General features: G+C 44.5%; 26 protein-coding genes and 3 pseudogenes. 12 read left to right on the top strand and 17 right to left on the bottom strand.

Annotated features, from left to right (window positions below):
* From F6K57_RS14625 to F6K57_RS14635, 3 genes and pseudogenes are all read right to left on the bottom strand, one after another.
* Positions 1–119 (bottom strand): annotated as a pseudogene (locus F6K57_RS14625) (segregation/condensation protein A); the annotation flags it as partial.
* A 427-nt stretch (positions 120–546) separates the two neighbouring features.
* Positions 547–940, bottom strand: a pseudogene (tnpA, locus tag F6K57_RS14630) (IS200/IS605 family transposase).
* Positions 941–1,010: 70 nt separating this feature from the next.
* Positions 1,011–1,370: a LapA family protein gene (locus F6K57_RS14635; protein WP_293068728.1), complete on the bottom strand. Its 360-nt coding sequence runs from the start codon at positions 1,368–1,370 to the stop codon at positions 1,011–1,013.
* A 324-nt stretch (positions 1,371–1,694) separates the two neighbouring features.
* Here F6K57_RS14635 and pdxH point away from each other — a divergent pair, with 324 nt between their 5' ends.
* Entirely contained in the window at positions 1,695–2,339 is a 645-nt protein-coding gene (pdxH, locus tag F6K57_RS14640) for a pyridoxamine 5'-phosphate oxidase (protein ID WP_075904156.1), read from the top strand.
* 170 nt (positions 2,340–2,509) lie between these two features.
* Here the strand turns inward: pdxH and F6K57_RS14645 are convergent, their stop codons facing one another.
* From F6K57_RS14645 to F6K57_RS14655, 3 genes are all read right to left on the bottom strand, one after another.
* Entirely contained in the window at positions 2,510–4,570 is a 2,061-nt protein-coding gene (locus tag F6K57_RS14645; RefSeq protein WP_075904158.1) for a DICT sensory domain-containing protein, read from the bottom strand.
* 202 nt (positions 4,571–4,772) lie between these two features.
* Positions 4,773–5,552: a photosystem II S4 domain protein gene (locus tag F6K57_RS14650; protein ID WP_293068734.1), complete on the bottom strand. Its 780-nt coding sequence runs from the start codon at positions 5,550–5,552 to the stop codon at positions 4,773–4,775.
* 238 nt (positions 5,553–5,790) lie between these two features.
* A complete protein-coding gene (locus tag F6K57_RS14655) occupies positions 5,791–6,297 on the bottom strand; it encodes a hypothetical protein (protein ID WP_075904163.1) in 507 nt (168 codons plus the stop codon).
* 362 nt (positions 6,298–6,659) lie between these two features.
* Between F6K57_RS14655 and serA the strand changes: the two genes are divergently transcribed.
* Both serA and prmA read left to right on the top strand, forming a co-directional pair.
* Positions 6,660–8,240 (top strand): phosphoglycerate dehydrogenase, encoded by a 1,581-nt coding sequence (gene serA / locus F6K57_RS14660; protein ID WP_293068739.1) that lies wholly within the window; start codon positions 6,660–6,662, stop codon positions 8,238–8,240.
* 164 nt (positions 8,241–8,404) lie between these two features.
* Positions 8,405–9,301, top strand: coding sequence for a 50S ribosomal protein L11 methyltransferase (gene prmA / locus F6K57_RS14665; RefSeq protein WP_293068742.1), 897 nt, complete (start codon positions 8,405–8,407; stop codon positions 9,299–9,301).
* 15 nt (positions 9,302–9,316) lie between these two features.
* Here prmA and F6K57_RS14670 read toward each other — a convergent pair whose 3' ends face one another.
* From F6K57_RS14670 to F6K57_RS14685, 4 genes are all read right to left on the bottom strand, one after another.
* The gene (locus F6K57_RS14670) at positions 9,317–9,955 is read right to left on the bottom strand and encodes a HEAT repeat domain-containing protein (protein WP_293068745.1); all 639 of its coding nucleotides are present in this window, start codon (positions 9,953–9,955) and stop codon (positions 9,317–9,319) included.
* A gap of 248 nt (positions 9,956–10,203) precedes the next feature.
* Positions 10,204–11,040 carry a HEAT repeat domain-containing protein gene (locus F6K57_RS14675; RefSeq protein ID WP_293068748.1) on the bottom strand — a complete coding sequence of 279 codons (837 nt, stop codon included), beginning with the start codon at positions 11,038–11,040 and terminating at the stop codon, positions 10,204–10,206.
* 324 nt (positions 11,041–11,364) lie between these two features.
* Positions 11,365–11,853, bottom strand: coding sequence for a phycocyanin subunit alpha (gene cpcA, locus F6K57_RS14680; protein ID WP_293068751.1), 489 nt, complete (start codon positions 11,851–11,853; stop codon positions 11,365–11,367).
* An 88-nt stretch (positions 11,854–11,941) separates the two neighbouring features.
* The gene (locus F6K57_RS14685; RefSeq protein ID WP_293068754.1) at positions 11,942–12,460 is read right to left on the bottom strand and encodes a phycocyanin subunit beta; all 519 of its coding nucleotides are present in this window, start codon (positions 12,458–12,460) and stop codon (positions 11,942–11,944) included.
* Between the two features lie 363 nt (positions 12,461–12,823).
* Between F6K57_RS14685 and F6K57_RS14690 the strand changes: the two genes are divergently transcribed.
* Positions 12,824–13,021 carry a hypothetical protein gene (locus tag F6K57_RS14690; RefSeq protein WP_293025452.1) on the top strand — a complete coding sequence of 66 codons (198 nt, stop codon included), beginning with the start codon at positions 12,824–12,826 and terminating at the stop codon, positions 13,019–13,021.
* Here the strand turns inward: F6K57_RS14690 and F6K57_RS14695 are convergent.
* Positions 13,011–13,745, bottom strand: coding sequence for a phycobilisome rod-core linker polypeptide (locus F6K57_RS14695; protein ID WP_293025450.1), 735 nt, complete (start codon positions 13,743–13,745; stop codon positions 13,011–13,013). The two genes, F6K57_RS14690 and F6K57_RS14695, sit on opposite strands and share 11 nt — an antisense overlap.
* An 11-nt stretch (positions 13,746–13,756) precedes the next feature.
* On the opposite strand from F6K57_RS14695, the gene F6K57_RS14700 reads away from it, so the two are divergent.
* A complete protein-coding gene (locus F6K57_RS14700) occupies positions 13,757–13,888 on the top strand; it encodes a hypothetical protein (RefSeq protein WP_293025448.1) in 132 nt (43 codons plus the stop codon).
* A 29-nt stretch (positions 13,889–13,917) separates the two neighbouring features.
* Here F6K57_RS14700 and F6K57_RS14705 read toward each other — a convergent pair whose 3' ends face one another.
* Positions 13,918–15,333, bottom strand: coding sequence for a transposase (locus F6K57_RS14705; RefSeq protein ID WP_293025447.1), 1,416 nt, complete (start codon positions 15,331–15,333; stop codon positions 13,918–13,920).
* Positions 15,334–15,388: 55 nt separating this feature from the next.
* Between F6K57_RS14705 and F6K57_RS14710 the strand changes: the two genes are divergently transcribed.
* Positions 15,389–15,541 (top strand): CopG family transcriptional regulator, encoded by a 153-nt coding sequence (locus tag F6K57_RS14710; RefSeq protein WP_293025446.1) that lies wholly within the window; start codon positions 15,389–15,391, stop codon positions 15,539–15,541.
* Between the two features lie 692 nt (positions 15,542–16,233).
* Here the strand turns inward: F6K57_RS14710 and F6K57_RS14715 are convergent.
* The 3 genes from F6K57_RS14715 to F6K57_RS14725 all read right to left on the bottom strand — a co-directional run bounded on the left by F6K57_RS14715 (position 16,234) and on the right by F6K57_RS14725 (position 18,291).
* A complete protein-coding gene (locus tag F6K57_RS14715; protein ID WP_293025444.1) occupies positions 16,234–16,977 on the bottom strand; it encodes a phycoerythrobilin:ferredoxin oxidoreductase in 744 nt (247 codons plus the stop codon).
* Positions 16,974–17,711: a 15,16-dihydrobiliverdin:ferredoxin oxidoreductase gene (locus F6K57_RS14720; RefSeq protein ID WP_293025443.1), complete on the bottom strand. Its 738-nt coding sequence runs from the start codon at positions 17,709–17,711 to the stop codon at positions 16,974–16,976. Before F6K57_RS14720 ends, F6K57_RS14715 begins: the two co-directional genes overlap by 4 nt.
* 319 nt (positions 17,712–18,030) lie before the next feature.
* Complete coding sequence (locus F6K57_RS14725) at positions 18,031–18,291, bottom strand: hypothetical protein (RefSeq protein ID WP_293025441.1); 261 nt, start codon at positions 18,289–18,291, stop codon at positions 18,031–18,033.
* Between the two features lie 398 nt (positions 18,292–18,689).
* On the opposite strand from F6K57_RS14725, the gene F6K57_RS14730 reads away from it, so the two are divergent.
* The 3 genes from F6K57_RS14730 to F6K57_RS14740 all read left to right on the top strand — a co-directional run bounded on the left by F6K57_RS14730 (position 18,690) and on the right by F6K57_RS14740 (position 21,698).
* Complete coding sequence (locus tag F6K57_RS14730; protein WP_293068761.1) at positions 18,690–19,937, top strand: RNA-guided endonuclease TnpB family protein; 1,248 nt, start codon at positions 18,690–18,692, stop codon at positions 19,935–19,937.
* A 168-nt stretch (positions 19,938–20,105) separates the two neighbouring features.
* A complete protein-coding gene (locus F6K57_RS14735) occupies positions 20,106–21,386 on the top strand; it encodes a nucleotidyltransferase family protein (RefSeq protein WP_293068764.1) in 1,281 nt (426 codons plus the stop codon).
* A gap of 186 nt (positions 21,387–21,572) precedes the next feature.
* A complete protein-coding gene (locus tag F6K57_RS14740; protein ID WP_293025437.1) occupies positions 21,573–21,698 on the top strand; it encodes a hypothetical protein in 126 nt (41 codons plus the stop codon).
* Here F6K57_RS14740 and F6K57_RS14745 read toward each other — a convergent pair.
* Positions 21,681–22,385, bottom strand: coding sequence for a HEAT repeat domain-containing protein (locus F6K57_RS14745; RefSeq protein WP_364302914.1), 705 nt, complete (start codon positions 22,383–22,385; stop codon positions 21,681–21,683). The genes F6K57_RS14740 and F6K57_RS14745 overlap by 18 nt on opposite strands.
* A 459-nt stretch (positions 22,386–22,844) precedes the next feature.
* On the opposite strand from F6K57_RS14745, the gene F6K57_RS14750 reads away from it, so the two are divergent.
* From F6K57_RS14750 to F6K57_RS14760, 3 genes and pseudogenes are all read left to right on the top strand, one after another.
* The gene (locus F6K57_RS14750; RefSeq protein ID WP_364302916.1) at positions 22,845–23,489 is read left to right on the top strand and encodes a phycobilisome protein; all 645 of its coding nucleotides are present in this window, start codon (positions 22,845–22,847) and stop codon (positions 23,487–23,489) included.
* Positions 23,490–23,794: 305 nt separating this feature from the next.
* Positions 23,795–24,994: an RNA-guided endonuclease TnpB family protein gene (locus F6K57_RS14755; RefSeq protein ID WP_293068766.1), complete on the top strand. Its 1,200-nt coding sequence runs from the start codon at positions 23,795–23,797 to the stop codon at positions 24,992–24,994.
* A 119-nt stretch (positions 24,995–25,113) separates the two neighbouring features.
* Positions 25,114–25,632 (top strand): annotated as a pseudogene (locus tag F6K57_RS14760) (phycobiliprotein lyase); the annotation flags it as partial.
* 18 nt (positions 25,633–25,650) lie between these two features.
* Here the strand turns inward: F6K57_RS14760 and F6K57_RS14765 are convergent.
* Positions 25,651–25,785: a hypothetical protein gene (locus tag F6K57_RS14765; protein ID WP_293068769.1), complete on the bottom strand. Its 135-nt coding sequence runs from the start codon at positions 25,783–25,785 to the stop codon at positions 25,651–25,653.
* Positions 25,786–25,984 lie beyond the last annotated feature (199 nt).

A 25,984-nucleotide genomic window follows, 5' to 3' on the forward strand; every position in this document is an offset into this window, starting at 1 on the left:
AGTGTACTTAGATAGCGGTCAATGACATCAATTACCTGAACATCCCATGGGTCAATTTCTCCCCGCTGTGCCACATCAATGAGAATAGCGATCGCTTCGGTAGCAGGTGTTGTAGTCATCTATAGGACCCGTGTCTATTGACTAACGATATATAGCCATGTCTTGTTCGATACTGTTGGTCAATTAACTGACGGCAGGACTTACACAAAACTGGGCACCAAACCCTATAACCTATAAGTACGCTTACTGACCCTACAGGTAGAGTTACTGCAGAAGTCCTGTAAGGGGTGATATCAACTCTGGTAGCATCGGTATTGTATTATTTGGAGGGAGGACAAATAGGACAACGAACATCAGGAAGCGTAAATTTTACCTCTTTAATTTTCACTCTTGTATAGACCTTGAATACAACCTCTGAAACAAAAAGGAATGATATGAACATACACCATAAATTGGCGATTTTTCGAGTTTAACTGGTAGCCTTTATATGCGCTTATGGCCAGGAAAGTTCACTGCTCACATATAAAAATTACTGGCGCTTTTGGTCTATTGGTCTTCTATGTACTTCTTAATAACTTCGATTAGCCCACCGCCAACCGTACAAATCAAATAGCTTTTAGTCCAAAGCGTAGGCAGTCTAGAGCGAAGTTGCGGTAATTATTTTCTGATCTCTTATATATAAGAATACATTTATTTTATATTTGACTGCTTTATAAACTCGAAACTTAGGGTTAACTTCCATAGCTTGATGTACATGGTCTGACATTACTTCCATCTCTAGAATTTATTAGTCCATGTTCGGGCAAGCTTCTATAGTTAACTCTTCGATCCTGGTTTCAAGGTTGCCTGTCAGAACTTTTTGTCTGTACTTAGAGCAAACTATAACAGGGGACTTAGAAGAGTAAACAACATTTTTGTTAGACTTATATTGCTCAGGCATTGAATTATATAGCTTATAGGGTAGATTCAGCTCCTTGACATTTTACCAATCCCCAATAGCGATACCAAAATTAGTCTAATAGTGGATTATCTGACAATGGGTCAGATGCCGATAAAAGCAACTGTTTCTGTTCAATCTCAATTTTGTATTGTTGAATGTCGTCTTCTAATTGTCTAATCTGTTCATCCTTTGAGTGTATCTGCCCAACCATTTTACGAGTTCCTAGAAAATTGATAAATCGCGTCCACAAGCTGAATAACCAGGCTATTACTGCTCCAAGCCACATGGATAGAATCAGTGCAATCGCCAAGGGAGCCTTAACCTGGATACCATCAATAATCCTAATGGAAACAGATTGGGTATTTTCCAAGCCAAATAAGACTAGTGCCAGACATAGAGCGAAAATCAGCAAAAAATTAATCTGTCGCATCAGCTTAATCCAAAACCGTTGCAGTTGCTTCCTACTTCTACAACAGATAACACGAAAATTCGGCTTTTTTAACTTGCCGATTACTGTAAAGTGCACAGGTGTCCCAACGCGCACAGGTCAAGGACATCTAGTTGGCACGGTCATAAAGTGAACTTTTTACCTCTTTTCCCCCCGCTGTTTTGGCGGGCTAGGGGAAGCTTGGATTAGCTCAGGTTATGACTGTGTGCAGTATAGCAGCAGTTGGAGTTCCCTTCAAGCCTACACCTGCTTGCTAGGGAGATCTAAAATATGCCACCAAAACTGGTCAATTGTAAGGCAAGAAACATGAATACTAGAGTAGCTGATTTCCGTAAGGAATACACATTGAAGGGTTTGAGTGAAACCGATGTCCAGCCAAATCCTTTCGAGCAATTCAAAATTTGGTTTGACCAGGCAGTAGCTGCTGAGTTGCCAGAACCGAATGCCATGACTATAGCTACAGCAACACCAGATGGCAAACCTTCCGCCCGGATGGTACTTCTGAAAGGCTACGATCAGCAGGGGTTTGTCTTTTACACTAATTATCAAAGTAACAAAGGGCAGCAGTTAATCGAGAATCCTTGGGCTGCCATCACCTTTTGGTGGGCTGAGTTAGAACGACAGGTAAGGATTGAGGGGCGAGTCGATAAGCTAACAGCCGCTGAGTCTGATGCTTATTTTAACAGTCGTCCCAAGGGTTCTCAGCTGGGGGCTTGGGTGTCAGATCAAAGTCAAGTTATTCCTAGTCGTGAGGTGTTGGAGCAACGGCTACAGCAACTGAACCAAGACTATGAAAATAAAGAGGTATCTCGTCCACCGCACTGGGGAGGGTTCCGGGTAATTCCATCAGAAATTGAGTTTTGGCAGGGACGTCCCAGTCGGCTCCACGATCGGTTGCTCTACAATCGTGGTGAGGATGGGGATTGGGTGATTAAACGATTGTCCCCTTAGTGAGCTGGTCTTCATTGTCTTGATGCAAAGCGCGAGTGGTTTGGGTTCTGTGTACGGAACCTGCGTTGGTAGTGCTAAAGATCTAGTGATTCGGCTAGGGTCTGGTCAAGGTAACAGGAGCTAAAATCACTACTTTTGTACCATCCCAAACTTTCATTATCTCGAATCCCCTAACGTTTACGCCGAGCTTTTGAGTGCTTTGACTTTGGAGTTTGGATAATGGGAACAGTAAAGTAAAACTGAGAACCTTGGTCTTTGCCAGCTGAATTTGCCCAAATTTTACCGCCCCAGCCTTTGACAATTTGGCGACAAATTGCTAAACCTAGCCCTGTTCCCCCAGTAGTTCGCCGCAGAGCACCTTCTTCTTGATAGAAGCGGTCAAAAACAGCTTCCAGCCGATTGGGTTCAATACCACGTCCAGAATCTTCGATAATAACTACTATCATGGAATTGTCCAGTGTTTGGATACTTATAGTTACTTCTCCTTGTGGGCTGGTAAATTTGCAGGCATTATCGAGAAGTCTAGCTAGAGTTTCAACTAGCCACTCCCCGTCGGCTTTGACTAATGGAAGGTTCTCTGGAACTTGAACCGATAAACTAGGTCGTTCATCTTCAGAACGGCGAGCGCAAACATTACTCAGGGAAAGGTCAATGCACTCTCTTAGGGAGAGGGATTCTGGGTGCCATTCCACACGACCACTTTCTAAGCGAGAAAGAGTAAGGAAGTCCTGAATCAGTTTCCGCATTCGTTCGGCGTCAGTGAGGGCAGTATTGAGCATCACCTGACGCAATTCTAGGGACATATCTGGCTCACTAGCTAGACTCTCAAGACATACTTGAATTGTGGAGAGAGGAGTGCGCAGTTCATGACCTGTAATCGCTACTAAATTGCTACGGGTGCGGTCAAGAGCTTCTAGCTGCTGATTCAAATCTTCTAGGTTGGCGTAGGCTTCGGCTTGAATCAAAGCTACACCGACTTGAGTTGCGATCGCATCCACTAAGGCTAACTCATCTTTTTCCCATTGATAAGGTTGGGACCCACAATGATGTATATCTAACATGCCCAATAACTGACCCTGATACAGCACTGGTACTTTCAGCCAAGAGCGAATGGCAAGCTCTTGGACTAGATTGTGCAAGGTTTTTGATCGTCGATTACCAGTTTTATTTCTGGAATTAGTACCGTTAATCCGAGGATCTGTCTGGGTGTCTTCTACATAAATCCGTTCTCCACTCTGGACAACCTCTTGGAATAGGCAATTGTCTTGCAATGGCCATCTCTTTCCTAGTGTGGGCACTAATGGTTCATCCCCCTTACTAGGGGGCTTTAAAAACTCATGATTGATGATAGTAGTGGTATCTGTTGCTTTACAGCGATAAATCAGACACCGTGATGCTTGAAGGGCTTTACCCAACTCTTGCACAGCAACTTCAAGAATGGCATTGGGGTCAAGGGATCGCCTAATGGCGTTGGAAATAGAATTGATCAGAGATTCTTTCTTTCCCTGAGCAGCAATGGAGCGATAGGCTTTGAGCAATTTATACTGACCTGCCTGTAGGTAAGTCACCAAACGCTGGACAAAAGGATCAGAATTGGCGGAACTTTGAGCTTGGTCGAGAAGGGATAGATTACTGGTGGAGTTTTGGGTTAATCGAGCACTAACTACTAATGAATCGTCTAAATACTGAGATTTGGCCTGTTCAATCTTAGCGCCTAGTTCAGGTCGGTAAATTTGAATGCGATTGAGTAATATCTCAGCTGCTTTTTGACTCACCGTCCGGTCAAATGTCCAGATTCCTTCAAAACGTCGGGATGAGTCCATTTCCCCATTGGTAACCTCTAGTATTGGTGTGGGTCGTTCTTGACAAATCAAACAGTTTGTGTAACTTCGCCCAATAACTACCAAATGCCATTCTTGAGAGAGGGTATCGTTGGGTTCAAATGCCACGGTTTCGTGATACTCTGAACTACTCTTAAATTCTGTTTCCGGTGCTGCTAGTACATAGACTTGGGGGGTCTGTTGAGCAATGCGTCGATATCGATGAGCTTCCTGACGGTAGAAACGCTCTCGCTGGAAGCTAGCAATGACCAACGGCTGCTCTGAGCCAGCTAATACCTGATCTTCCATGGCATGGGAAAGTGCGGTCAAAGAAGACTTAAAGTACACCTGTGACCGCAGTATAGGTATAGCTTGCAGTAAGCTTTGCAGCACGGAAGTCGTAATAATCATTAATTAATAAATTTTCATCACAAATCTTAGGTATTGTGGAAACCCCAGCTATGGGCAACGGGGAACGAAAAACCAGTCGGGGTCTTTAGTCCCAGTCAGGGTATTGGGTGCTGACAACCTATAGGCTTTTTATGTCTACCTTTCTCAATTTATCTTATAGACAGGAGATTGAACACAGCGAAAGTTGAAGCCCCACCTTGTTTCAGATGTATCGCGTTAATTCAACCCGATATCGTTGTTTTTTAGTAATACAGACATCCCCAACCTCCAAGCGTCCTTTACCACGAATGGCAATCAAATCTCCAGATTTGACTGTATAGCTAGATTGCTTGACCTCTTTCCAGTTAACCCGCACATCCCCAGTGGTAATGAAATCAACCATCTTGCTGCGGGACATACCAAACCCAGCTGATGCGATCGCATCTAGACGCATGGAAGCTTCTGTTGTTGTTCTGAGTTTCTTTTTCGGTTCCTTAACCTTGAGTTCACTCAAATCAATCCGTTGAGTTTTGACAGGTACCGAACGCACCTGATTTAAATTCAGTTCCAGAAACTCTACCAACTCTGGTACCACAATCACCTGAGCACCTCGCTCTCCCAAGACAATAATGTCCCCAATCTTTTCTCGCACCAATCCAGTTCCCAGAATTGCCCCCAAGAAATCCCGGTGAGTTGCCGTATCAAACAAAAAATTCCCAGCAATATCCAAACCCACCACTTCTACCTGAGATTTATCCAGAGGCAATTCCTCACGGGCGATCCCTAACCGTTGTCGTTCCGCCTGAGGATATCCTCCCCAAGCCAGCAATTGCACCTCTGTCAACCGTTCAAACTGCTGAGCAACCTCTACCAAAACTGGCGGTGATAGAAAATCAGTCAATACCACCTCCCAAGTCTTAATTGCTTGATCAGCTTGGTCAATCACACGAGCCACATCTTCTCGATTCTCTACACTTTTTAAAAGTTCTTCTCTAGGTAGCATTCCTAATAATTTGTTAAAGACGTTTGATTAATGGTCTAAATAATTATTTCCTCAAATTCTAATCAGGATTTAGCAATAGGTAATCAGTTTCGCATACTATCTATTACCCATGACTAACTCTAAAAGTTATCTTTCTTAAATTTTATTTATTTTTATTTACATTTAGTCTTTGTTACTTTGCCCTCTTTGCGCCTTTGGGATTTTTACCCCCAAAATAATTGCGCAACCCTTATATAGTCTAGAGGAACTCATACCTTTGAATAGTCTCCGGCTGAAACTGACGCAGAATTTTAGTCCCTAGCTCTGTCAAACTCTCGGATCCCTGAACAACAATTAAGTATTTTCCCTCATTCAGACGGTTCCGATAAGGCAGTGCATCACCACTACCAACACTCAACCCAACCCCACCTCCAACGAAAACGCTACCCATTGCTGCTGCGATCGCACCAAATACCCCTCCCAGGAGATGATTACCAATTTCACTAGAGAAGCCAAACAGTTTTATTTCAGTTAGCACATTGAACAGATAACCCGCCGCAAATCCAAAGGGAACCAACCAATATGCCATTCGTCGGGCTCCCTTGATTCCCTGTTGTTTGGGGTCAATGAATCCAAACTCATCAGCACTCTTATATCCTCTACCCAAGATACTTACTCGATCCATAGGTAACTCTTCTTTTTCCAAAGCAGTATAAGCTTCTTCTGCCTTAATGCGGTTGGGGAATACAGCAATCACATATTTCATCGCCACTTGTGCTGATTATCTACATTTAAAGTTTACTTGAACTCTTCCTTGAGCTCGTTTTGATCCCCCGCCTCAAGCAAAGGGGTTTTCAACAGTGAGAGTTTTGAGAAATTTTCCATGAAAGATGGGGGAAACTTAAAATCTTTTAGATCAGTAGCTATCCAGGGATACCTTTGCAGTTAAGATAGCATACTGCGGTCAAAGCTACTGAATGTGAACAACATAGACCTGTTCAACTACATTTCCTTGTAGTTAAGTGCTATTGGATGATGGTTCATCTCTAGTACTCTTGGGGTTGATCTTAGTTTTCCATGGAATAGCTCCAGCACCGTTTGTATAGCCCATTAACCTATCTCCTGGTCATGTCTAAGGTTCTTGTTTCTGACTCAATTGATCAAGCTGGCATTGATATCCTTTCCCAAGTTGCTGAGGTTAATTTCAATCCGAATCTATCACCGGAAGAACTATTGACAATTATCCCAGACTATGATGCTCTGATGATTCGTTCTGGCACCCGCGTTACCCAAGAGGTAATTGAGGCGGGCAAGCAACTCAAGATCATCGGTCGTGCTGGTGTTGGGGTTGATAACGTCGATATCCCAGCAGCAACTCGTCATGGGATTGTAGTGGTTAACTCTCCGGAAGGAAATACTATAGCTGCAGCCGAACATGCCCTGGCGATGATGCTAGCCCTATCTCGCCATATCTCCGATGCCAATCAGTCAGTTAAAAGCAATAAGTGGCAGCGTAAGCTTTTTATTGGCACAGAAGTTTACAAAAAAACCCTTGGTGTAGTTGGCTTGGGTAAAATTGGCTCCCATGTAGCAACTGTCGCCCGAGCAATGGGAATGAAGTTGCTGGGCTATGACCCCTTCATTTCGGTAGAACGGGCGGAACAGCTAGGTTGTCGTTTAGTGGAGATGGATTTGCTGTTGCAGGAGTCTGATTACATCACACTCCATATCCCCAAAACTCCAGAAACCGCTCATCTGATTAATGACGAAGCCATTGCTAAGATGAAGCCAACTGCCCGAATTATCAACTGTGCCAGAGGAGGCATTATTGATGAAGAAGCTCTGGCTAAGGCACTAAAAGAGGGTAAAATTGCTGGTGCCGCATTGGATGTTTATGAATCAGAACCACTAGGAGAATCCCCCTTGCGTGAATTGGGGAAAGAAATGGTTCTGACCCCCCACCTAGGGGCATCTACCACAGAAGCCCAAGTTAATGTTGCTGTTGATGTAGCCGAACAAATTCGGGATGTCCTCTTAGGCTTACCCGCCCGTTCAGCAGTTAATATTCCTGGATTGTCACCCAATGTGATTGAAAAACTCAGACCATACATGGAGTTGGCAGAAACTCTGGGTAACCTAGTTGCTCAACTGGCGGGGGGACGCATTGAATTACTTGATGTCCGATTACAGGGAGAGTTAGCTACCAACGAAAGCCAGCCCTTAGTGGTTGCTGCCCTCAAAGGCTTACTTTCCCAGGCACTGCGAGAGCGGGTAAACTATGTCAATGCATCCATTGAAGCAAAAGAGCGGGGCATTCGGGTAATTGAAACCAGGGATGCTTCGATGCGAGACTATTCTGGGTCCCTAGATCTATCAGCTACCGGTTCCATGGGGAAACATTCTGTAACGGGTGCTTTGTTAAATGATGGGGAAATCTACATTACCAGTATCGACGAATTCCCGATTAATGTTCCTCCCACTCACTATATGCTGTTTACCCTACACCGGGATATGCCGGGAATTATTGGTAAAATTGGCTCTCTACTGGGTAGTTTTAATGTCAATATTGCCAGTATGCAGGTGGGCCGCAAAATTGTGCGGGGTGACGCAGTTATGGTGCTTAGTCTAGATGACCCCTTACCGGAGGGAGTTTTGACAGAGATTATGAAGGTGCCAGGGATTAGGGATGCTCACACGGTAACTTTATAAGTTCAGTACTGAATACGTTCAGTACTGAGTGCTGAGTGCTGGGTGCTGAATATGGGGAAAAGGTTATAGGTACAAACAATCTTGCTCCTTAAGTGTAGAGCAGGTACCTCCCCCTGCTGACTCCCCACTCTTAAACTCAGCACTCTTGACCTCGGAACTAAGATATGGCAAACAGCTGGTGGGAAATTCAAATTTTGTGCGACTCTGCCTTAGAGGATTTAATCTTCTGGCGATTGGAGAAGTTTGGTTGTCGAGGAATGTCCACCCAGCTTAAGGGACATTCTCAACTAGTGCTGGCTCACTTACCCCAAATACAAGCACAGCTGTTGGATTTGGCAGCCCTTGCCCTTTGGGTAAATCAGGATGCCCTTACTGTAGGGCTGCCAGTACCGATAACTCGGTGGCACCTGATTGATGAGGAAGATTGGGCAAGTAGTTGGAAACAATACTGGGAACCCCAAGAAGTTGGCGATCGCTTTTTGATCTATCCCGCCTGGCTACCCTTACCAGACCCTTCCGAACGGATCTTGTTACGCCTTGATCCCGGAGCAGCATTTGGCACAGGTACCCATCCCACCACTCAGTTATGCATGGAAGCATTAGAGATGCGTCTAGGCTTCAGCAGTGATCACGACAATGTCGTAGCGGATATTGGCTGTGGTTCCGGCATTCTTTCCATTGCCTCGGTGTTGTTAGGGGCTAAAAAGGTCTATGGCGTGGATATTGACCCATTAGCCGTGGGTGCTGCCCGCAACAACCGCTCTCTTAACAACATGTCTGAGCAGGATCTGGTAATAGAACAGGGTAGTCTAGAAACCTTGTCTAAGCTTACTAATGGTGAACCAGTAGATGGAATCCTCTGCAACATTCTCGCAGAGGTGATTATTGATTTAATTCCACTAATGAATGCTATTGTGAAACCCACCAGCTGGGGAGTTATCAGTGGTGTGTTATTAGATCAGGTGAAACCGATTGCTGATACCCTAGAACAAAATAACTGGATTGTCGCCACCCTCTGGAAGCGTCAAGATTGGTGTTGTTTTAATATTCGGCGTTCCTGATTACTGATTAGTCATTCATGCAAGTTGTTGGATAGCCAGTTGGATACGGGTGCCCACTGTTACATCGGTTTCAGTCTTGAACATTTGCGCTAAATGAGTTTTGATAGTCTCAGCCAGATCCGGATAGGTGACCACTACAGCAGTAGCTAGACCTTGCAATCCTACTACGGAAGAATAACGAACTACCCATTCTGTATCTTGGCAGGTTAGCAGTAGTGTTTTAAAAGCTTGCTCTTGGGCAGCAGGAATTTTATCTTTAGGCATATCCTCCCAGTCCAGGTTGCCCAGACCTTTTGTCGCAGCTCGACGGACGCTCATAGCAAAGTCACTTTCAGCTGCTTCGATTAAGGTATCTAAGGCTCTAGGATCCCCAATTGCTGCTAGTGCGCGGATTGCCCAAGCTCTACCTCCGTAGTTATAGTCATCAATTAGGTTTAGCAATTGCGCTACTGCTGTTTTACCTAATCCCACTAGCCCACCGGCAGCTACTCCTGCTGCACCTGGGTTATTGTAGCTAAGAACTGCAATTAAAGTGGGAATCCCAGCCTCTAAACGGGCATTAGCTAGGGCTTTCACTGCTTTTACTAAGCTATAGGCAGAATCTGCCTCTTTCACAGCTCGAATTAATTCTTGGCCTTGAGTTGTGTTGGTCATGAAGGAGTCTAAGGTTGTTCGCTTAGCGTGGCCTTTTGGCCAAGGTTGTTTGCCCTAGGCGTTCCCTAGTGGTAGATTTAAAGCAAAAGGTAAAACCATCAAAACCCACCAGTGGCAGAGTAATGGTTAGATAAATGGTTAGATAAAATTGTTAGATAAATGATTAGATAAAATTATTTGAAACTTGATCCTTGATTCTTGAAACTTGATCCTTCATCCTTCATCCTTCATGCTTTAAACTTCACACTTCATAGAAGACCATCCATCAAGTTTATAATTTTAATTGCAGTCTCCGATAGGTAGCAACCATCAGTAGGATTGTTTTCTAAGTGATGCTCTAAAATTCCTTTGAGGGCGAGTAGCTTCAGATTATTTTCTGCCGAGGTCTGAGCGATCGCATCTGCTGCTGGTAAATAACCAATTGCCCCGAGATCGGAAAGAGCTGCCCGCCTCAGTAGCACTTGATCAGCTTTCAAAGCTTTGATTAAACGTTCAGCATAAGTAGGGTTTTGAGTTAGCTGGTACATCGCCCGTGCGGCGGCATACTGTTCCAACTCGTTGGGATGTTCTAGGAATACTTCAATTAGGTCAATGGCTTCGGTGGCACCAAGCTCCCCCAAGGCTTCGATGACAGCATTGTAGGGTTGGGCGAGGTGGGGACTTCCGAGTATAGGCTGGGCTGCTTCTAAACCTCCGTCTAGCAGTTTGATCAGCTTGGGAATACAGGCACGATCCCCTAACATCCCTAAAGATCGTACCGCTGCTTCCCTAACATAAAAATCGGAGCAGTCTAAACAATTAATCAGCGCAGGTACAGCTCGATGGTCTCCTAGTTTGCCCAATGCCCTGGCGGCATTTCGGCGCAGAGGATATCCTCCTAATTCTGTCTGGTTCTCCTGATCCTCTAGCGCAGCAATTAGGGCATCAATTGCCACTGGTTCCCGCACTCGGAACTTTCCTAGCCACCATGCTGCATAATAGCGAAGCCCCTGGTCGTTACCTTGTAGATTTGCGATGGCTTGCTCTACAGTTAAAGACTCAGAGTTATCAGTCTCAACATAATTCTCAAGACTAGGCTGCAACATGTTAACTTGCTAATTTAAACTTGTTAATTTAAACTTGTTAATTTTCATTTTACGCACGCTCCTGTCTCCTGTCTCCTCAAAAAACCTACCAATTTCTTACTTTATTCTTCATCATTGATCTGATTACTTGGTAGATATAGGGTACCTAAATCAATGGTGAGCATTTTTGATGCCATATTCCCTACTCCCTGCTCCCTGCTCCCTACTCCCTGCTCCCTGCTCCCTTTGCTATAGACAAACTGTATAGACAAAACAATGCCCGGAAAGGTCAGCAGACGCTAGTTCTTGCTAACACCTGCTGACCTTTCCAGGCCAAAAGAGCAATTAGCTCAGGGCGTTAATAGCGTAGTCAATGTAGTTATTTGCCTCATTAGCAGGCTGACCACTTAAACCATGGTTAGCCTTGATGTACTTGAGGGCTTCGATGTACCAGCTTGGAGAGAGCTCGAAGGTACGGTTGATTTCATCTAAACCAGCAATCAAGTACTCATCCATCGGTCCAGTACCACCAGCAACTAGGCAGTAAGTTACCATACGCAGATAGTAACCGATATCACGGGAGCATTTTGCTTTACCTGTATTGTCAGATGAGTAGTTTGATCCAGGCATGCTAGTGGTGTAAGGGAATTTGTTATACACCGCTTGGGCTGCACCGTCAGTCAAGGTTGAGGCTTTAGCAGTCAAGGCTTTTGCCGCTTCTAAGCAAGCTGTAGCCCGCTGGAATCGACCGAAGGCAGTCTGGATTTCTGTATTACTTAAAAAACGACCTTGAGCGTCAGCAGCAGCGACGGCTTCTGTAAGCGGGGTTTTCATTGTCTAGGTATCTCCCTAATATTTTGTCAAGTTTTCAAAAACGTTTGAAGTTGTGATTGTTAGACAGCAAGTGATATGCCGATACTTTTTAGGCAACCGCACCAGCTGCCTTATCGAAGTAGCTGCCAATTTCAGCCATCAGAGAGCTGCAATCACCAGGGGTGATGCCATTGGAGTCGTTAGCGATCGCAATCGCAGCGTCCTTCATCTTTTCTACACCCACTGCCACTGAAGCACCAGGAGTTCCCAGAGCTAGGTAGGTTTCCCGCAGACCATTCAGGCAGCGGTCTTCCAGCACACTAGCATCACCAGCAAAAATGGCGTAAGTTACATAGCGCAGGATAATTTCCATATCGCGTAAGCAAGCAGCCATCCGACGGCTGGTGTAGGCATTACCACCAGGATTGATCAACTGGGGTTGCTCAGCAAACAGGGAGCGAGCCGCGTTAGCCACAATGGTGGAAGAGTTGCTGGTAATGCGATTAACTGCATCCATCCGCTTGTTGCTGTCCTTCACCATAGCGCTAAGAGCACTTAGTTGGTCAGCACTAATGTATTGACCCTGGGCATCAGCCTGCGAAACAAGCTTAGTAAACGCATCAAACATTGACGGAATCTCCTAGGTTAGTTGGTTTTGTTTCAAAACGGGCTTCAGTTAAACAGACTCAGACTGAATCAAACTGAATCAAGCAGTTTGAAACGGGAAAGGCATAGAACATGCTCCAGCCACAGCTAATACTCCTATCTCTCTTTTTTGGTCTTTGTCCTAGTCTTTGTCCCATGAGTTTGGTAACAAAACGGATCGTTAAGAAAAATTACAAAACTTCACGTTTTGGTGAGAGACCTAGGAATGCTGTGTGTCAACCGGTTGGTTGGCTTTCGCCTGTCACTATTTACCCTTCAGGTAACTTTTATACAATGATGTCGAGCCTTTATTCGTTACATCTTGTTAAGAGTTTAAGATTTTTTGATGTCTGATTGCAATGGCAGATCAGAACTGGCTTGCCATTGCTACCCTGTGGATTTGCTCCACATTGGTGCTGGAAGCCTCTTGGTTGCTGACCTTCTGGTCAAGACACAGGTCAGCTGTTCACTCCTGCTAATTGCTCTAACTGTTAGCAGGTTAGTAACATTTCTTATCAAACCTACACTCAAAGCTACAGGCTGATAATACCCCAGGCGGCTAAGGCGATCGCCATTGTTCCCCCAAGTAAGACTACAGCCCCTGCCTTAGTGAGTACTCCTGCTACAAAGCGCACTGAGGCAGGAGGATAATAGGTTTTGAAACCAATTGGTTGGTATTTGAAGTAACCTAGCTGTTGCAGTTGGGTGCGATAGTCTTCCCCATAACGAGGCATCCGGGCAAAGGGTAGATCCCCTTGAGTACGCTGGGCTATGATCCGTCGCCGCTGATAAGGCACGGTGTGATCACCAAAGTTTTCCAGATACTCGTCGCTACCGAGCAGAGTATCAATAAAGTTTTGTAACCCATTAGTAGCCAGCACTATTGACCAAGCTAACTTCTCCCGCTCGCTGTAGACATCACGCCCCAAGATGCGTTGTACACACATCTGGACAAAACGGTAGTTGTTGTTGGTCTGATAATTGCGCTGCCAAAAAGGTTCAGATGTTGCTAGACCACGAATGAAATCGCGCACGGTGATTTGACCAAATCTCAGCTGTGATTCTAAAAAAGTTTGGCGGTTGCTTTTGAGAATCTGTTGTTCATGAAAAATCTGACCATAGGCTGCCCTAATCAATTCATCCATTTCCGATGGAGAGAGAAGATTAGCTGTAGTGTATAGTTTAGGCTGCTCATCTCCGGACACCTCATATCCAGCGACCCGCTGATTTTGGGTTGAGGGCGGATACTCTAGCAAAGGAATTGTCATTAATCACCTCTATGATCGTAAACCTAAGTCATCTTAGCATTCAGCCGTCAGCCGTCAGCCGTCAGCCGTCAGCCGTCAGTGGTCAGTCGTTGGCCAATGGCCACTCAAGTAGCGTGCGCTATGGGCATAAGCTGTTCATTTGACATCTCCCCCGGCTGAAGCACGGGGGATTCTACAAGGTTGTTACGAGGCGGGTTGAAACCGCGCCTCTATCGGCTTTCGCCGACGCTTCGCGAACACTTCTTGTGCGGTACGATCTATTCAGTGACTTGAAAATTTCATACCGGTGTGGGAGTGTCAAGCTCCCTCTACCCACCTTAGCTAGGTCTATATTTAGCTGTGTGGCTACTTTCCTGGCAATGTTGGCCGCACCATTGCAGTCGGCATTTACCAGGTATCCCTCAGAAGTTTTATACAAACCACGCCTTACCCGACATCCTGACGGAAACCACCCGTTGGGTTTTTCACCATATTTTGGTAATGGATCGTCGTCAAGGAAAGACGCTTTGCTGGTGTACGATTCCTCGGTAATTGTTAGTTTAATGCCGTACTCAGGGCAAAGTTGTTTCAGCCGTTCGATTAGTCTCTTGGTCGGGATGACTACGAAATTCTGATTGCCACGTTTGCCCATATTAGAACGGCTTTTCTGTCCTTCGTTCCAGCCGATAATTAGGTTTCCAATGCGATCATTTAAGCACCGATTGATAATGAATCTAGCAGCTTTGTTGATCGCATCCCGTATCTGGTTGTTTCGTTTCCGCTGCACTCGATCTAGCTTGGAATCCCAGTAAAACTCTGGTTTCCCCTGTTTGTACTTGGCGACTAACCGGCAGTACCCCTGATTCATTGACTTGAGTTTTCGACCGTCAATTATCAGGCTCTTGCCAAGGGTTGAAAGCCCAGTCAGCCAGTTCGTCCCGCCGTGATCAAAACTCCACGCTTGGGAATAGTCGAGGTTGGGGTTATCAGAGATTGGTTGCTTCTCGTCATCAATTACCCAGTCGATCCAAAGTTGCCCAAGGTACGGACGAACAGTTATCTGTTTTACCCAGTCCGGATCTATAAAGTCCGGCGGCTCCAGGGTAATCTCGGTGATCAACTCAGGTTTTGTTTCCTTGCTGATCGAAGGGTAGAACAACCCTGACTTATAACCAAGAGCTTGTCTAGGGAAAGTTACAGCTGCCAATCCGCCTTTCTTTCTGTATCTTGGCAGTTTTGGTCTATCGACTTTTCCCTTGTAATAATGGCCGACTAACTGATTGTAGCTATTGATTGATTCGGCTACAGTCTTGAGAGTTTGTTGTGCCGACTGAGCTGCCATCGCCTTATAGTGAGGATTCTCTTTTAGATTCTTGCAGAGTTCGGCATATTTGACACTGCATTTATAGGTTTTCCACCCATATCTAAGATCATCCTCTCGCCAGTAAGTCGTAAAAGCTTCTTCTTGCTGTTCTAACCAGGTGTAATGTTTTTGTTTGGAGTAATAGATAGCACAATTTACCAGACTATTCGCTTGTTGGCACTGAAATACCCAAAAAGCTTGCTCTTCCTCTGTCAAGTTGGCTTTTACTGGAATCGTCTTGTACATTTGATTGCCTCCTACTATAATCGGAACATTCGTGCGCGCAAATAGTATTCCAAAAATGAAAGACGAACGATTGATGATCCGAATTAATAAATTTGAAAAAATGCAATTAAAGCAAGAAGCAGAACGGCGTGGGATGACTCCATCTGAGTTGGTCAGAAGTCTAATAGCCAAATTTCCTGAACCTAAGCAGAGGGACACGGCGGGTTAAAACCCGTCGCGTCCGTTTCATCCCCTCCTTAAAAGAGAGGGGCTCTCACGTTCCCGGATGTTTTGGTAGCGTGCGCTATGGGCATAAACTCATAGCTAAAAGCTGATAGCTGATAGCTGATAGCTGATAGCTGAATGGTTACTCAGTTATAATCACAGATTTAGGGGATCAGCTTCATACAATCATAACTTTTTTTACGTTTCTTAATCAAAAAACATAATTTGTTATCTTAGGGAAATATAAAGTATGAAGTATCAAGTATTAAGTATGAAGTATTACGTAAGCTGTCGCCCATTTAAATAACCTTGTCTTGATCCAAAGCGCCAGTGGGGAGGGGCTGCATCAAGACAAGGATTTGAGATATTTTAAAAAAATTTGTTTCTGGCTACTGTTGGCCTTTGGCGCGATCGCTGCTATGGAGGAGGCTAAACTCTTGCCCCTTCAATTAAAAGCTCTAAAATTGTAGGAGTATCGAGTCAGGAGCATCGAGTCATAATAAATGGAATCAAGATAAATTATTTCCCAGTTACTTGGCAATTAATCAGAGTTTTATCAACAATAAAATTCTGTATTATTCCCATCAATTCTGTAGTCTTGTCCTGACTTCTGACTCCTGACTTCTGACTCCTGACTCCTGAAAAAACTAACCACTTTCTTACATCGAACTGAGGTTAATTTTTAACATCCTACGCTTAAGCCTTTGCCAGCTTCCGCTCTAGATCAAACAAGAAACCGTGGATGTACTCCTCAGTCCATTCACTGCCATAAAATCTCTGAAACATACCACGAGCTGGGTCTTTCTCAGCACGATAACCCAGATAACGCAGTTGAGCTTCCTTGATGGCTTTGAGATGCTCGGAATCAGTAATTAGTTCTGCCTGATCCACAAAATCTAAGTAAGCTGTCAGATAGTCCTTGAAGGCAGCAAACACCCGATTTTCCACTACTTCGGTTTCCTTAGGGCGTGTCCACAGGAAAGCTGGGGAAAAGAACGGTGTTGCTTCCTCAGGAAAGTCTCCTCCCCAAGGCAAATGCTGTTGATGAGCCTTGAAAATCGGTAGGATAGGTTCCGTGTAACGAGCTTGATAGGCTGGGTCATCTCGGAACAGGGGCTGCATATCCAAGGCAATCAGATGTCCACCAGGTAAGGTCACTAAGTCAGCCCCGAAGAAGGGGAGGTCATAGTTGAGGTGGGGGAAGATTACAAAATTGAGTACCTGTAATGCTGCTCCCCCCTGGACATGAGCAGCTCGAATTTGTCTGATTTTGGGTGCAGCAAAGCCATAACTGGTGGTCAGGACATCTTGCTGCTTTTTCCCTTTCCCCACTGTTGCGAATTTGCTTTCAAACCCAGGGGGAATGGGATAAGGCTGTAGATCAAGGCGCTCTTTTAGATATGCGATCGCGTAGTCTAGAAACGGCTGATAGAGAGTCATGTTTGGCTTTGACTAACGGCTAAAGGCATGGCATTTTCAAATAAGAACTCATATAAGAACTGCTCTGCCCACTCGGGACCAAAGTAGCTGCTGAACAGACCATGGGCTGGGTCTCTGTCGGCACTATACTGGTCGTAGTCTTTCTGTGCCTTAACAATGCGCTCAATATCTTCTGGCTCAGTTAGAGGCTCAGCTTGCTCCACCATTTGCCAATATAACGCCAAGTAGTCTTTGTAAGCCTCAAAGACTTCTGTTTTCACTGTCTCTAGGGAATCGATTTTGGCAAACAGTAGATACTTAGAGAAGTACTGGTTGGCATCATAAAACTTCATTTCTAAGTTTTGTGCCAAGTCCTGATAGCGATCGCGAATGACTCGCATCGGTTCAATATATTTTTCCTGATACGCTTCATCCCTGAACAATGGCTGAAAGTCTAGAACCACCAGGATCTTCTTTTTGCCAAAGGCTAAGAAGTCAATCCCTAGCAAAGGGAGATCGTAACAGTGACTGGGATATATCACACTGTTAAACACTTGAGAGACTGGTCCAACATCCATGTAGGTATAGCGAATCTTTCGCAATTCCGGGCATTGGTAACACCAGCTTTGAATAATTGCCCGATGTTTAGCGCGATCGCTTACCTGGCGTTCTAAGCCTGGGGGAATTGGTTGACTGCTTAAATCAAACCGCTTGAATAGCTCTTTTTCCAGATAGTCCAGGAAAGGCTGATACATTTATATTGCTCGTATACATAGTAAAACCCTTACTGAGCATAGAGTATCGCGATACTTCCTGTCTCATTTCTCCCAGACAAAGAAATAATCGTTAACATTTGGCTGATCTAACCTTTGTCTGAGCTAACCTTTGCCTGACTAAGGCACCCAAATCTACCTAAGGGGAAGCGTAAGCATTCAGCTAATCCACTACGCGCACCCTACTTGAGGTGCTATCAGCTAATCCGCTACGCGCACGCTACTTGAGGTGCTAATCCGCTAGGGGAAGAGTTTTTGAATAAGCGATGCAGCGCCGCCAAAGGGGTTTTCCACGGGGCTTTCAGCGATGCAGCGCGGACGCAGGTTCCGCAGGCAGCCCCTCCCCATGAGCGACTGCATCAAGACAACAGGTAAGCATTGGTTTAATCTCAGTGAAGTCACAGGCTGGAAGCTTATGCCACAAAGCTGACCGCTGACCGCTGACCACTGACCGCTGATCACTGGCCGCTGTTCGCGCAGCGTGCGCGTAGCGCATATGCTTATGGGGAAGCTTTCCTTGCCACCCTGTCAAAGCATTAGCAAGGAAAGCGCTGCCAGTCAATAGGGATTAGGTAAAGACTAATCCCTATTGTGTTATATGGCAAGGTACTTCATCAAAACTTTGCACACTTACTAGTTAAATGTACTGAAAACCCCAGTTTTTTCTGTAAGTAGTAAGTAAATAGTAATCAATTACTGAATAGATTATTTTAACAAAACTCGCGGAATTCCCCACCCTCTTCCAGGGTGTTGAAGTTACCGTAAGTAGAGGGTCGCCTTTATGGTTGGTCAGCTATGAGGAAAAGGGTTAAAACTGTAAGATTCGCGGCTCCACTCTACTAAGGCGCGCGTCTCTAGGATTGATAGCGAGACGATAGCCTAGTTTGAAAGACCCAAGAATTGACATGTTAATACGAAACACATATAATATTAACAAAGGTCGAGAAGCAGGTAAGCGTAGTGAAACACAAAGCCGTCAAAGTCAGAATCTATCCCACTCAAGAACAGGTTCAAATCCTTGCTCAACATTTTGGGTGTGCTCGTTGGTGGTGGAATTATGCGCTAAATCACTGTATAGAAACCTACAAGGAAACTGGCAAAGGTCTGAAACAATCTGCGCTCAACTCCATGCTTCCAAGACTTAAAAAAGAAAAAGAGACTGAATGGCTAAAAGAGTGTTACTCTCAAGTTTTGCAGTCTGTAAGCCTCAATCTTAGTCGCGCTTACCAGAACTTTTTTGAAGGTAGAGCAAAATATCCTAGATTCAAGTCATACCATCAGCGTCAATCAATTCAGTATCCGCAAAAAGTCAAGCAGGTAGGTGATTGTCTTAAATTCCCTGGGAAATTAGGGATTGTAAAAGCAGTAATTCATCGACCACTAGACGGAGAGATTAAGACTGTGACAGTCAGTAGGACTCCTTCTGGCAAATATCATGCTTCTGTGTTGATGGAATACGAGTCTGTTCGCGGAGCGGCTCTGAAAGAGCAAGGTACAAAACCGTCTGCGGATGGAAAAGTGATTGGTATTGATTTAGGTATCAAGGATTTTGCAATCACCTACGATGGCGAAAAGACCTCTAAGTTCAGCAACCCTAAGCACTTAGCGAAATACGAAAAGAAACTAGCCAAGAAACAGCGTATTGCTGCCCGGAAGGAAAAAGGTAGTAATAGGCGTGCAAAAGCCAAAAAGATTGTAGCTAAGGTATACGAACGGATTGGAAATGTCCGCCAAGACTACTTACACAAGCTGTCTAGAAAGATAGTCGATGACAACCAAGTAGTAGTAGTCGAAAACTTAAACGTCAAGGGCATGGTTCGTAACCATAAACTAGCTAAAGCAATATCTGATCTAGGTTGGGGAACCTTTGTAAATTTTATCTCCTACAAATGCGAAAAAGAAGGTAAAATGTTGGTTGAAATAAACCGGTGGTTTCCTAGTTCTAAGACTTGCTCTAATTGTCATTATCAAATCAAGGAGTTGCCGCTTGATGTAAGGACTTGGACTTGTCCGAGTTGCGGAACTCATCACGACAGAGATGGTAATGCAGCAAAAAATATCAGAGCAGAAGGAATCAGAATGCTATCCTCCTCTGGGACGGGGGAGGTCAACGCCAGTGGAGAAGAAGTAAGACCAAGACGTGGGCGTCCGTCCAAGTTAAGGCGTTCTTCCGTGAAGCTGGAAGCCCCGACCTCTACGTTCGCGTAGCGTGGCCATAGGCCAATTAGGTCGGGGTAGTTCACTTAATTACCTTTGAGCCGTAATTCGCTAATTTTCCCATTTTTTTTAAAGGGAAAATTAAAGTCTTAAGTGCCATTCTATCCGCCACATGGATGGTGGTGGTTTCTACAGCGCGAGTTTTTAGATTAACTTTGGATGATGACTTTAACCCCATTAACTAATATAGCATCAGTATCGATAACTAACCGAGAACTCCAAACTAAACCAGAACTCCAGTTACTCCTCTACTGTGTCCGAACCAGCATCGACGAAGCGACTGCTAAGTCTATCAAAGGTTTACTGCTTGAGCAAGACATCGACTGGACTTATCTGCTCAAAACAGCTCGCCGTCAGAAAGTCTTACCGCTGCTGTACCATAGTCTCAAAAATACCTGCCCAGACCTGGTTCCCCAGAACATCCTCAAACAACTTCGAGATTATTTCCAGCACTTAGTCGTACACAACACATTTCTCATTCAGAAACTACTCAACCTCCTGACTCTTCTGGAGAAACACGGAATTTCTGCTATCCCCTTCAAAGGGCCTACCCTTGCTGTTTCCGTTTACGGCAATCTGGGGCTGCGGCAGTTCGGTGACTTAGACATCCTGGTTGATCACCACGACATCCCGAGAGTTAAAGAATTACTCTTGTCTCAAGGGTATGAATTGCAAAAAGACCTGGGCTGGGAGTATCACTTTGTGGATAAAAAGAGTCGAGTTTGTATTGACCTTCACCAGGGGATTGTACCCGATTTATTCTGTTTGCCATTAGATTTTGAGTATTTGCGATCGCATCTTCAGCCTCTATCTCTTGCTGGTAAGACAGTCTCTACTATCTCGCCAGAACAGATGCTGTTAATTCTCTGTGTGCAATTGGGCAAAGACTGTTGTCACTGGAGTGTACGTCTGGCTCAGTTATGCGACGTTGCTCAACTACTCCGTACTCATCCCCAGTTAGATTGGCGCAGAGTACTGGCAGAGGCTCAAAAGCTCGGTTGTGAACGCATGCTCTTGCTTGACCTTTGCCTAGTCAGGGATTTGCTGGGAGTCACGTTGCCACAGATAGTCTTAAATAAATTGCAAGCCCAACCAGTCTCCCAATCCCTCGCTATCCAAGTACGATCACAGCTTTTCCGTGACCTTGAACAGCCACCTAAGCTCTCAGAAGCAAAAGGGTTTTGGGTCTTTTTCTTGTCTTACAATCATCGCTTCTACTTCAGCATGAGAGAGCGTCTGCATGACAGAGTAATGTACTGTCTCCATTGGCTAAAAAACAGTTTGTTTGTTACCGTCATGCCCAACGAAGCGGATTGGGCGTTACTCTCCCTGCCTAGAGTGCTGGCTTTCCTGTATTATCCAATCCATATAATACGGTTGTTAATTAAGCATGGCATACAACCAATTTTCAGAACTCATCACGAGCCGCACTCCTTGTGATACCGAGTTGCATTCAAAGATAGTAGATTGGTTGGATAGGGAGATGGGGAGATGGGGAGATGGGGAGATTGGGGGAAGAGAAAGTTGTACGTTTGAGCGCAACTTGGTATGAAATCTTTATCTGTCATTTTTATATAGCATTTCTCAGACTTATTAGGTAAATTCAATGTCTTGATGCAGTCGATCATGGGGGAACCCCCACAGGTAGGCGCTGCTTTGCTACTCCCTACTCCCTACTCCCTACTCCCTACTCCCTACTCCCTACTCCCTAAATCTGATCACCAAACCGATGCTCTAGAGAGAACTATCTAAAGCAGCAGCTACCACCCGATGCTCTTCATCCTTCATCAGTTCTCCCAATGCCGCTTTAGCATCGGGGGAATCAAATCGTTTGAGGGCACGGGCAACATGCATCCGAATACGCCACCATTGTGCATCTTTCAGAGCCAGAATTTGGTGCAATGCCTCAGTTTGCTTAATAGTACCAGCCAGTAAACCTAAGGCATCAATTCCTGCTTCTCGGACAGTTGGGTCTTCCCCTGCTAAGCCGCAAATACAAATAGTATAGAGTTCTTCTGGACAAGACATTTCCACCAAAGCAGCAAGAATGCTACGGCGCACCAGCCAGTGATCATCCTGTTGAAAGGTCGTGACCAGATGAGATATTGACACGTCTCCATACTTAGACAAGGAATTGGAAGCTTCTGCCCTTACATTGGGATCTGTATCAAATTGCATCAAATTTAACAACGCAGCATAGGACTCGTCAGTCCGTTTATTCCCAAGTCCCATGGCCACAAAGGAGCGCACTAAAAACTCTGGGTCCTTGAGTTTACTTGTTAGTAGGGGAACAGCTACATCTGAACCATACTCTCTCAAAGCAGTAAGTGCCCTGAGGCGATCCTGGGCATTTGGACTTTTGAGAGAGATTTCGATTTGGCGGATGTCCATAGCACTACAGAGCCAGCTTTTTTTACATTTCTTAATACCTTTAATCAAAGATTATCATAATTTAGTATAATTCTCATCAAGTGAACTAGCCTTAGCTACTAGGAGAAGCTAAGGCTAGTTCAGTTTATAGTTTTTGTTTTTGTTAACCGTTGCGTTGATGACATGCTAAGGTCAAGCCTAAGCATTCAGCCGTCAGCCGTCAGCCGTCAGCCGTCAGCCGTGAGCTAAAAGCTCACGCTACGCGAACAGACGTCAGCTAAAGGCTCACGCTACTTGAGGTGCTTTTTGGCACAGGTTTCGACGCTGGGACTTCACTCAGATTAAACCAATGCTTAGTTGTTTTATTCATAGGACTTACGCAAATCCCTCAATTTAACGCTACCTGTAGGGTGGGCAAAACCTTGCCCACCCTACCCATGGAGTCTGTCCGTAAGTCCTGATTCAAAAGCTGATAGCTGATAGCTGATAGCTGATAGCTGATAGCTGATAGCTGATAGCTAAATAATTATGGTCAACCTTGGCCTTTCGGCCACGCTATGCGAACAATCTGAAACCGTCAACCTTAAACAAAAATCAACCATGACGACTCAATTAAGCGACTATCTCAAAGAGCTAATTACCAAAGCCAGAATTGTCAGCTTTACCAACTGGCAAGACTCCTATCCCCCAGAGATTATCCAGCATTTCCAGGCAGCTGATGATCATGGTCGCTATCTTAGCGATGATGACTTGCACCATATTAAAGCCTGTTCACCAGATAAGGAGCCCTTAATCAATACAGCCAAATTTTTGCGGGATAACGCTTCTGATATTGTTTCCGAAGCCCGGGAAACCGTATTGGCTCAATATCCTGATATTACTAAACCAGGGGGTAGTCTTTATCCTGCCCCACGAGCAGAAGCCTGTTGGCGAGATTTTTGGCATTTCCTCCGTTGTATTACCTATGGAATTGCTGGGAGTAGCACCGAGTTTACTAGTGCTGAAGGACTGCACTATATGAACTTGTTGTACAAAGAAATGCAAGTTCCAATCCCCGCAATGGTATCAGGATTAGAACAGATAAAGGCAGCTAGTTTAAAGAGATTATCTGAACCAGAGACAATAGCAGATTATTTCGATCATTTAATTAATAAATTGAAACAATTTAGCTAAACCAATACCTCATAATTAAAACTATAAAAAATAGAATAGATATTAACAATTTAAAAATAGTTATTTTAAAATATTTTAATTAACAAAATCATGTCCATATCCAAATTTAACGAGATAGGGGGAGTTTGAGGGGGCGAAATTCCCCACCTTGTAAGAAGGTGGGGAATTTCGCCCCCTCAAAAACTTTTGCCGTTCGCACCTCAAGTAGCGTGGCCATAGGCCAAGGGTCGGCTTGGCCGAATCCCTTGACGATTTATCACGAATTGTATATACTGATATGTAGGTCGATAGCAAATGCAGAAAGAATGAGACATCAAGCCGTAAAAATCCGAATTTACCCCACACAAGAGCAAGTTCATATACTTGCTCAGCACTTTGGTTGTGCTCGTTGGTGGTGGAATTATGCGCTAAATCAGTGCATAGAAACCTACAAGAAAACTGGGAAAGGATTGTCTCGTTCTGCACTCAATGCTATGTTGCCAAAACTCAAAAAAGAAGAGAAAACCGTATGGCTAAAAGATTGTTACTCTCAGATTTTGCAATCGGTCAGTCTCAATCTTAGCCGTGCATATCAAAATTTTTTTGAAGGTAGAGCTAAATATCCTAAATTCAAATCATATCATCACCGTCAATCAATCCAATATCCACAGTACGTAAAACAGGTATGTAACTGCCTCAAATTTCCCGGAAAGTTGGGAGTTGTTAAAGCAGTAATCCACCGACCACTAGACGGGGAAATCAAAACTGTCACAGTCAGTAAGACTCCTTCTGGTAAATACTACGCCTCTGTACTGATGGAATACGATTCGAACGACACAAAGCCATCTACTAATGGTAAAGTGATTGGCATTGATTTAGGTATTAAAGATTTTGCGATCACCTACGATGGCGAAAAAACTTCTAAATTTGGGAATCCCAAGCATTTAGCAAAGTCCGAAAATAAACTGGCGAAAAAGCAGCGTATTGCTGCCCGAAAGAAAAAAGGTAGCAATGGACGCAAAAAGGCAAAAAAAATTGTAGCTAAGGTATACGAACGGATTGGAAATGTTCGCCAAGACTACCTACATAAGCTATCTAGAAAGATAGTGGATCAAAACCAAGTAGTGGTAGTCGAAAACCTGAATGTCAAGGGCATGGTTCGTAACCATAAACTAGCTAAAGCAATTTCTGATCTAGGTTGGGGAATCTTTGTAAACTTCCTCTCTTATAAGTGCGAAAAGGAGGGGAAGGTGTTAGTTGAGATAAACCGTTGGTTTCCCAGCTCTAAGACCTGTTCTAATTGTCATTATCAAATCAAAGAGTTACCGCTTGATGTAAGAGTTTGGACTTGTCCAAGTTGTGGAACTCACCACGATAGAGATGGTAATGCGGCAAAAAATATTAGGGCAGAAGGGATCAGAATGCTATCCTCCTCTGGGACGGGGGAGGTCAACGCCAGTGGAGAAGAAGTAAGACCAAGACGTGGACGTCCGTCCAAGTTGAGGTGCGAACCGTGGCGAATTTAATTCGCCTACGGAAAGCGCACCTTCGGCATTCTTCCGTGAAGCTGGAAGCCCCGACCTCAACGTTCGCGTAGCGTGGCCATAGGCCAAGTAGGTCGGGGTAGTTCACATACTTCTTTGATTGCTGCGTAGGAAGCTGGGTGGCACAACGTACCTATCACGATCTGACTCACCAGCAGGTAGAGCGCTCCCGTACAGAATTCACCATTGAACCCCTGTCTTCTCCCCTCAAAACTAAGGTGTTGATAGATAATCAGCAACCTGACTTACCTAATATCAATGACCTGTGTGGTTATCATCTTGGTTTCGAAACAGTTTCTGAAAAAGGTGAACGGGTGTCCCAACAACTGAATATGCTTTTTGTCCCTCAGGTCGAAGAATCAATGATTATAGAGGGAGATTATTTACGCGATCGCGCCTACGAAGAAGCTAAACCTAAAGTCGCTCATTTTAGCTTCGATACCAATAAACTAGAACTTTTGATGACCACCTACTATACCCGTGTGGTATCTGTTGATTCTATTAGCCTGATCAATCCCAACTTAAGAATCCGCAAAATTATTAATTACCAGCGTCCTCCAGAAAGCGAACCTCTAGACAAGGTGGTGCTAGTAGGATTTGGCGTGGAACAAAAAGTTTGATAATTAGCGTAGCATTTCTCAATTGGGTAAGGTACTTTCGTTCTGGGTTAATGGGAGTCGGGAGTCTTTAATAGGGAATAGGGAATAGGGAATAGGGAATAGGGAATAGGGAATAGGGAATAGGGAATAGGAAACCAATCCTGTGTACCTCATTACTATGATAAATGCTATAAATCCTGTTGATGGTTAACTGTAAACAGTTGACTGTTATGTTTTCGTTGATACTAGTTCTGGTTTCCACACATAACTGTCATAAAAGTTTACAATTACTAATGTTGAAGGATTGGAGCCACGGTGTATAACTGAAGGTGTAAATCCGGGTAAAGGCTCTAATTTACTAGGTTTGCGTAAC

The organism is Moorena sp. SIO4A5, assembly GCF_010672005.1.
Taxonomy (GTDB): Bacteria; Cyanobacteriota; Cyanobacteriia; order Cyanobacteriales; family Coleofasciculaceae; genus Moorena.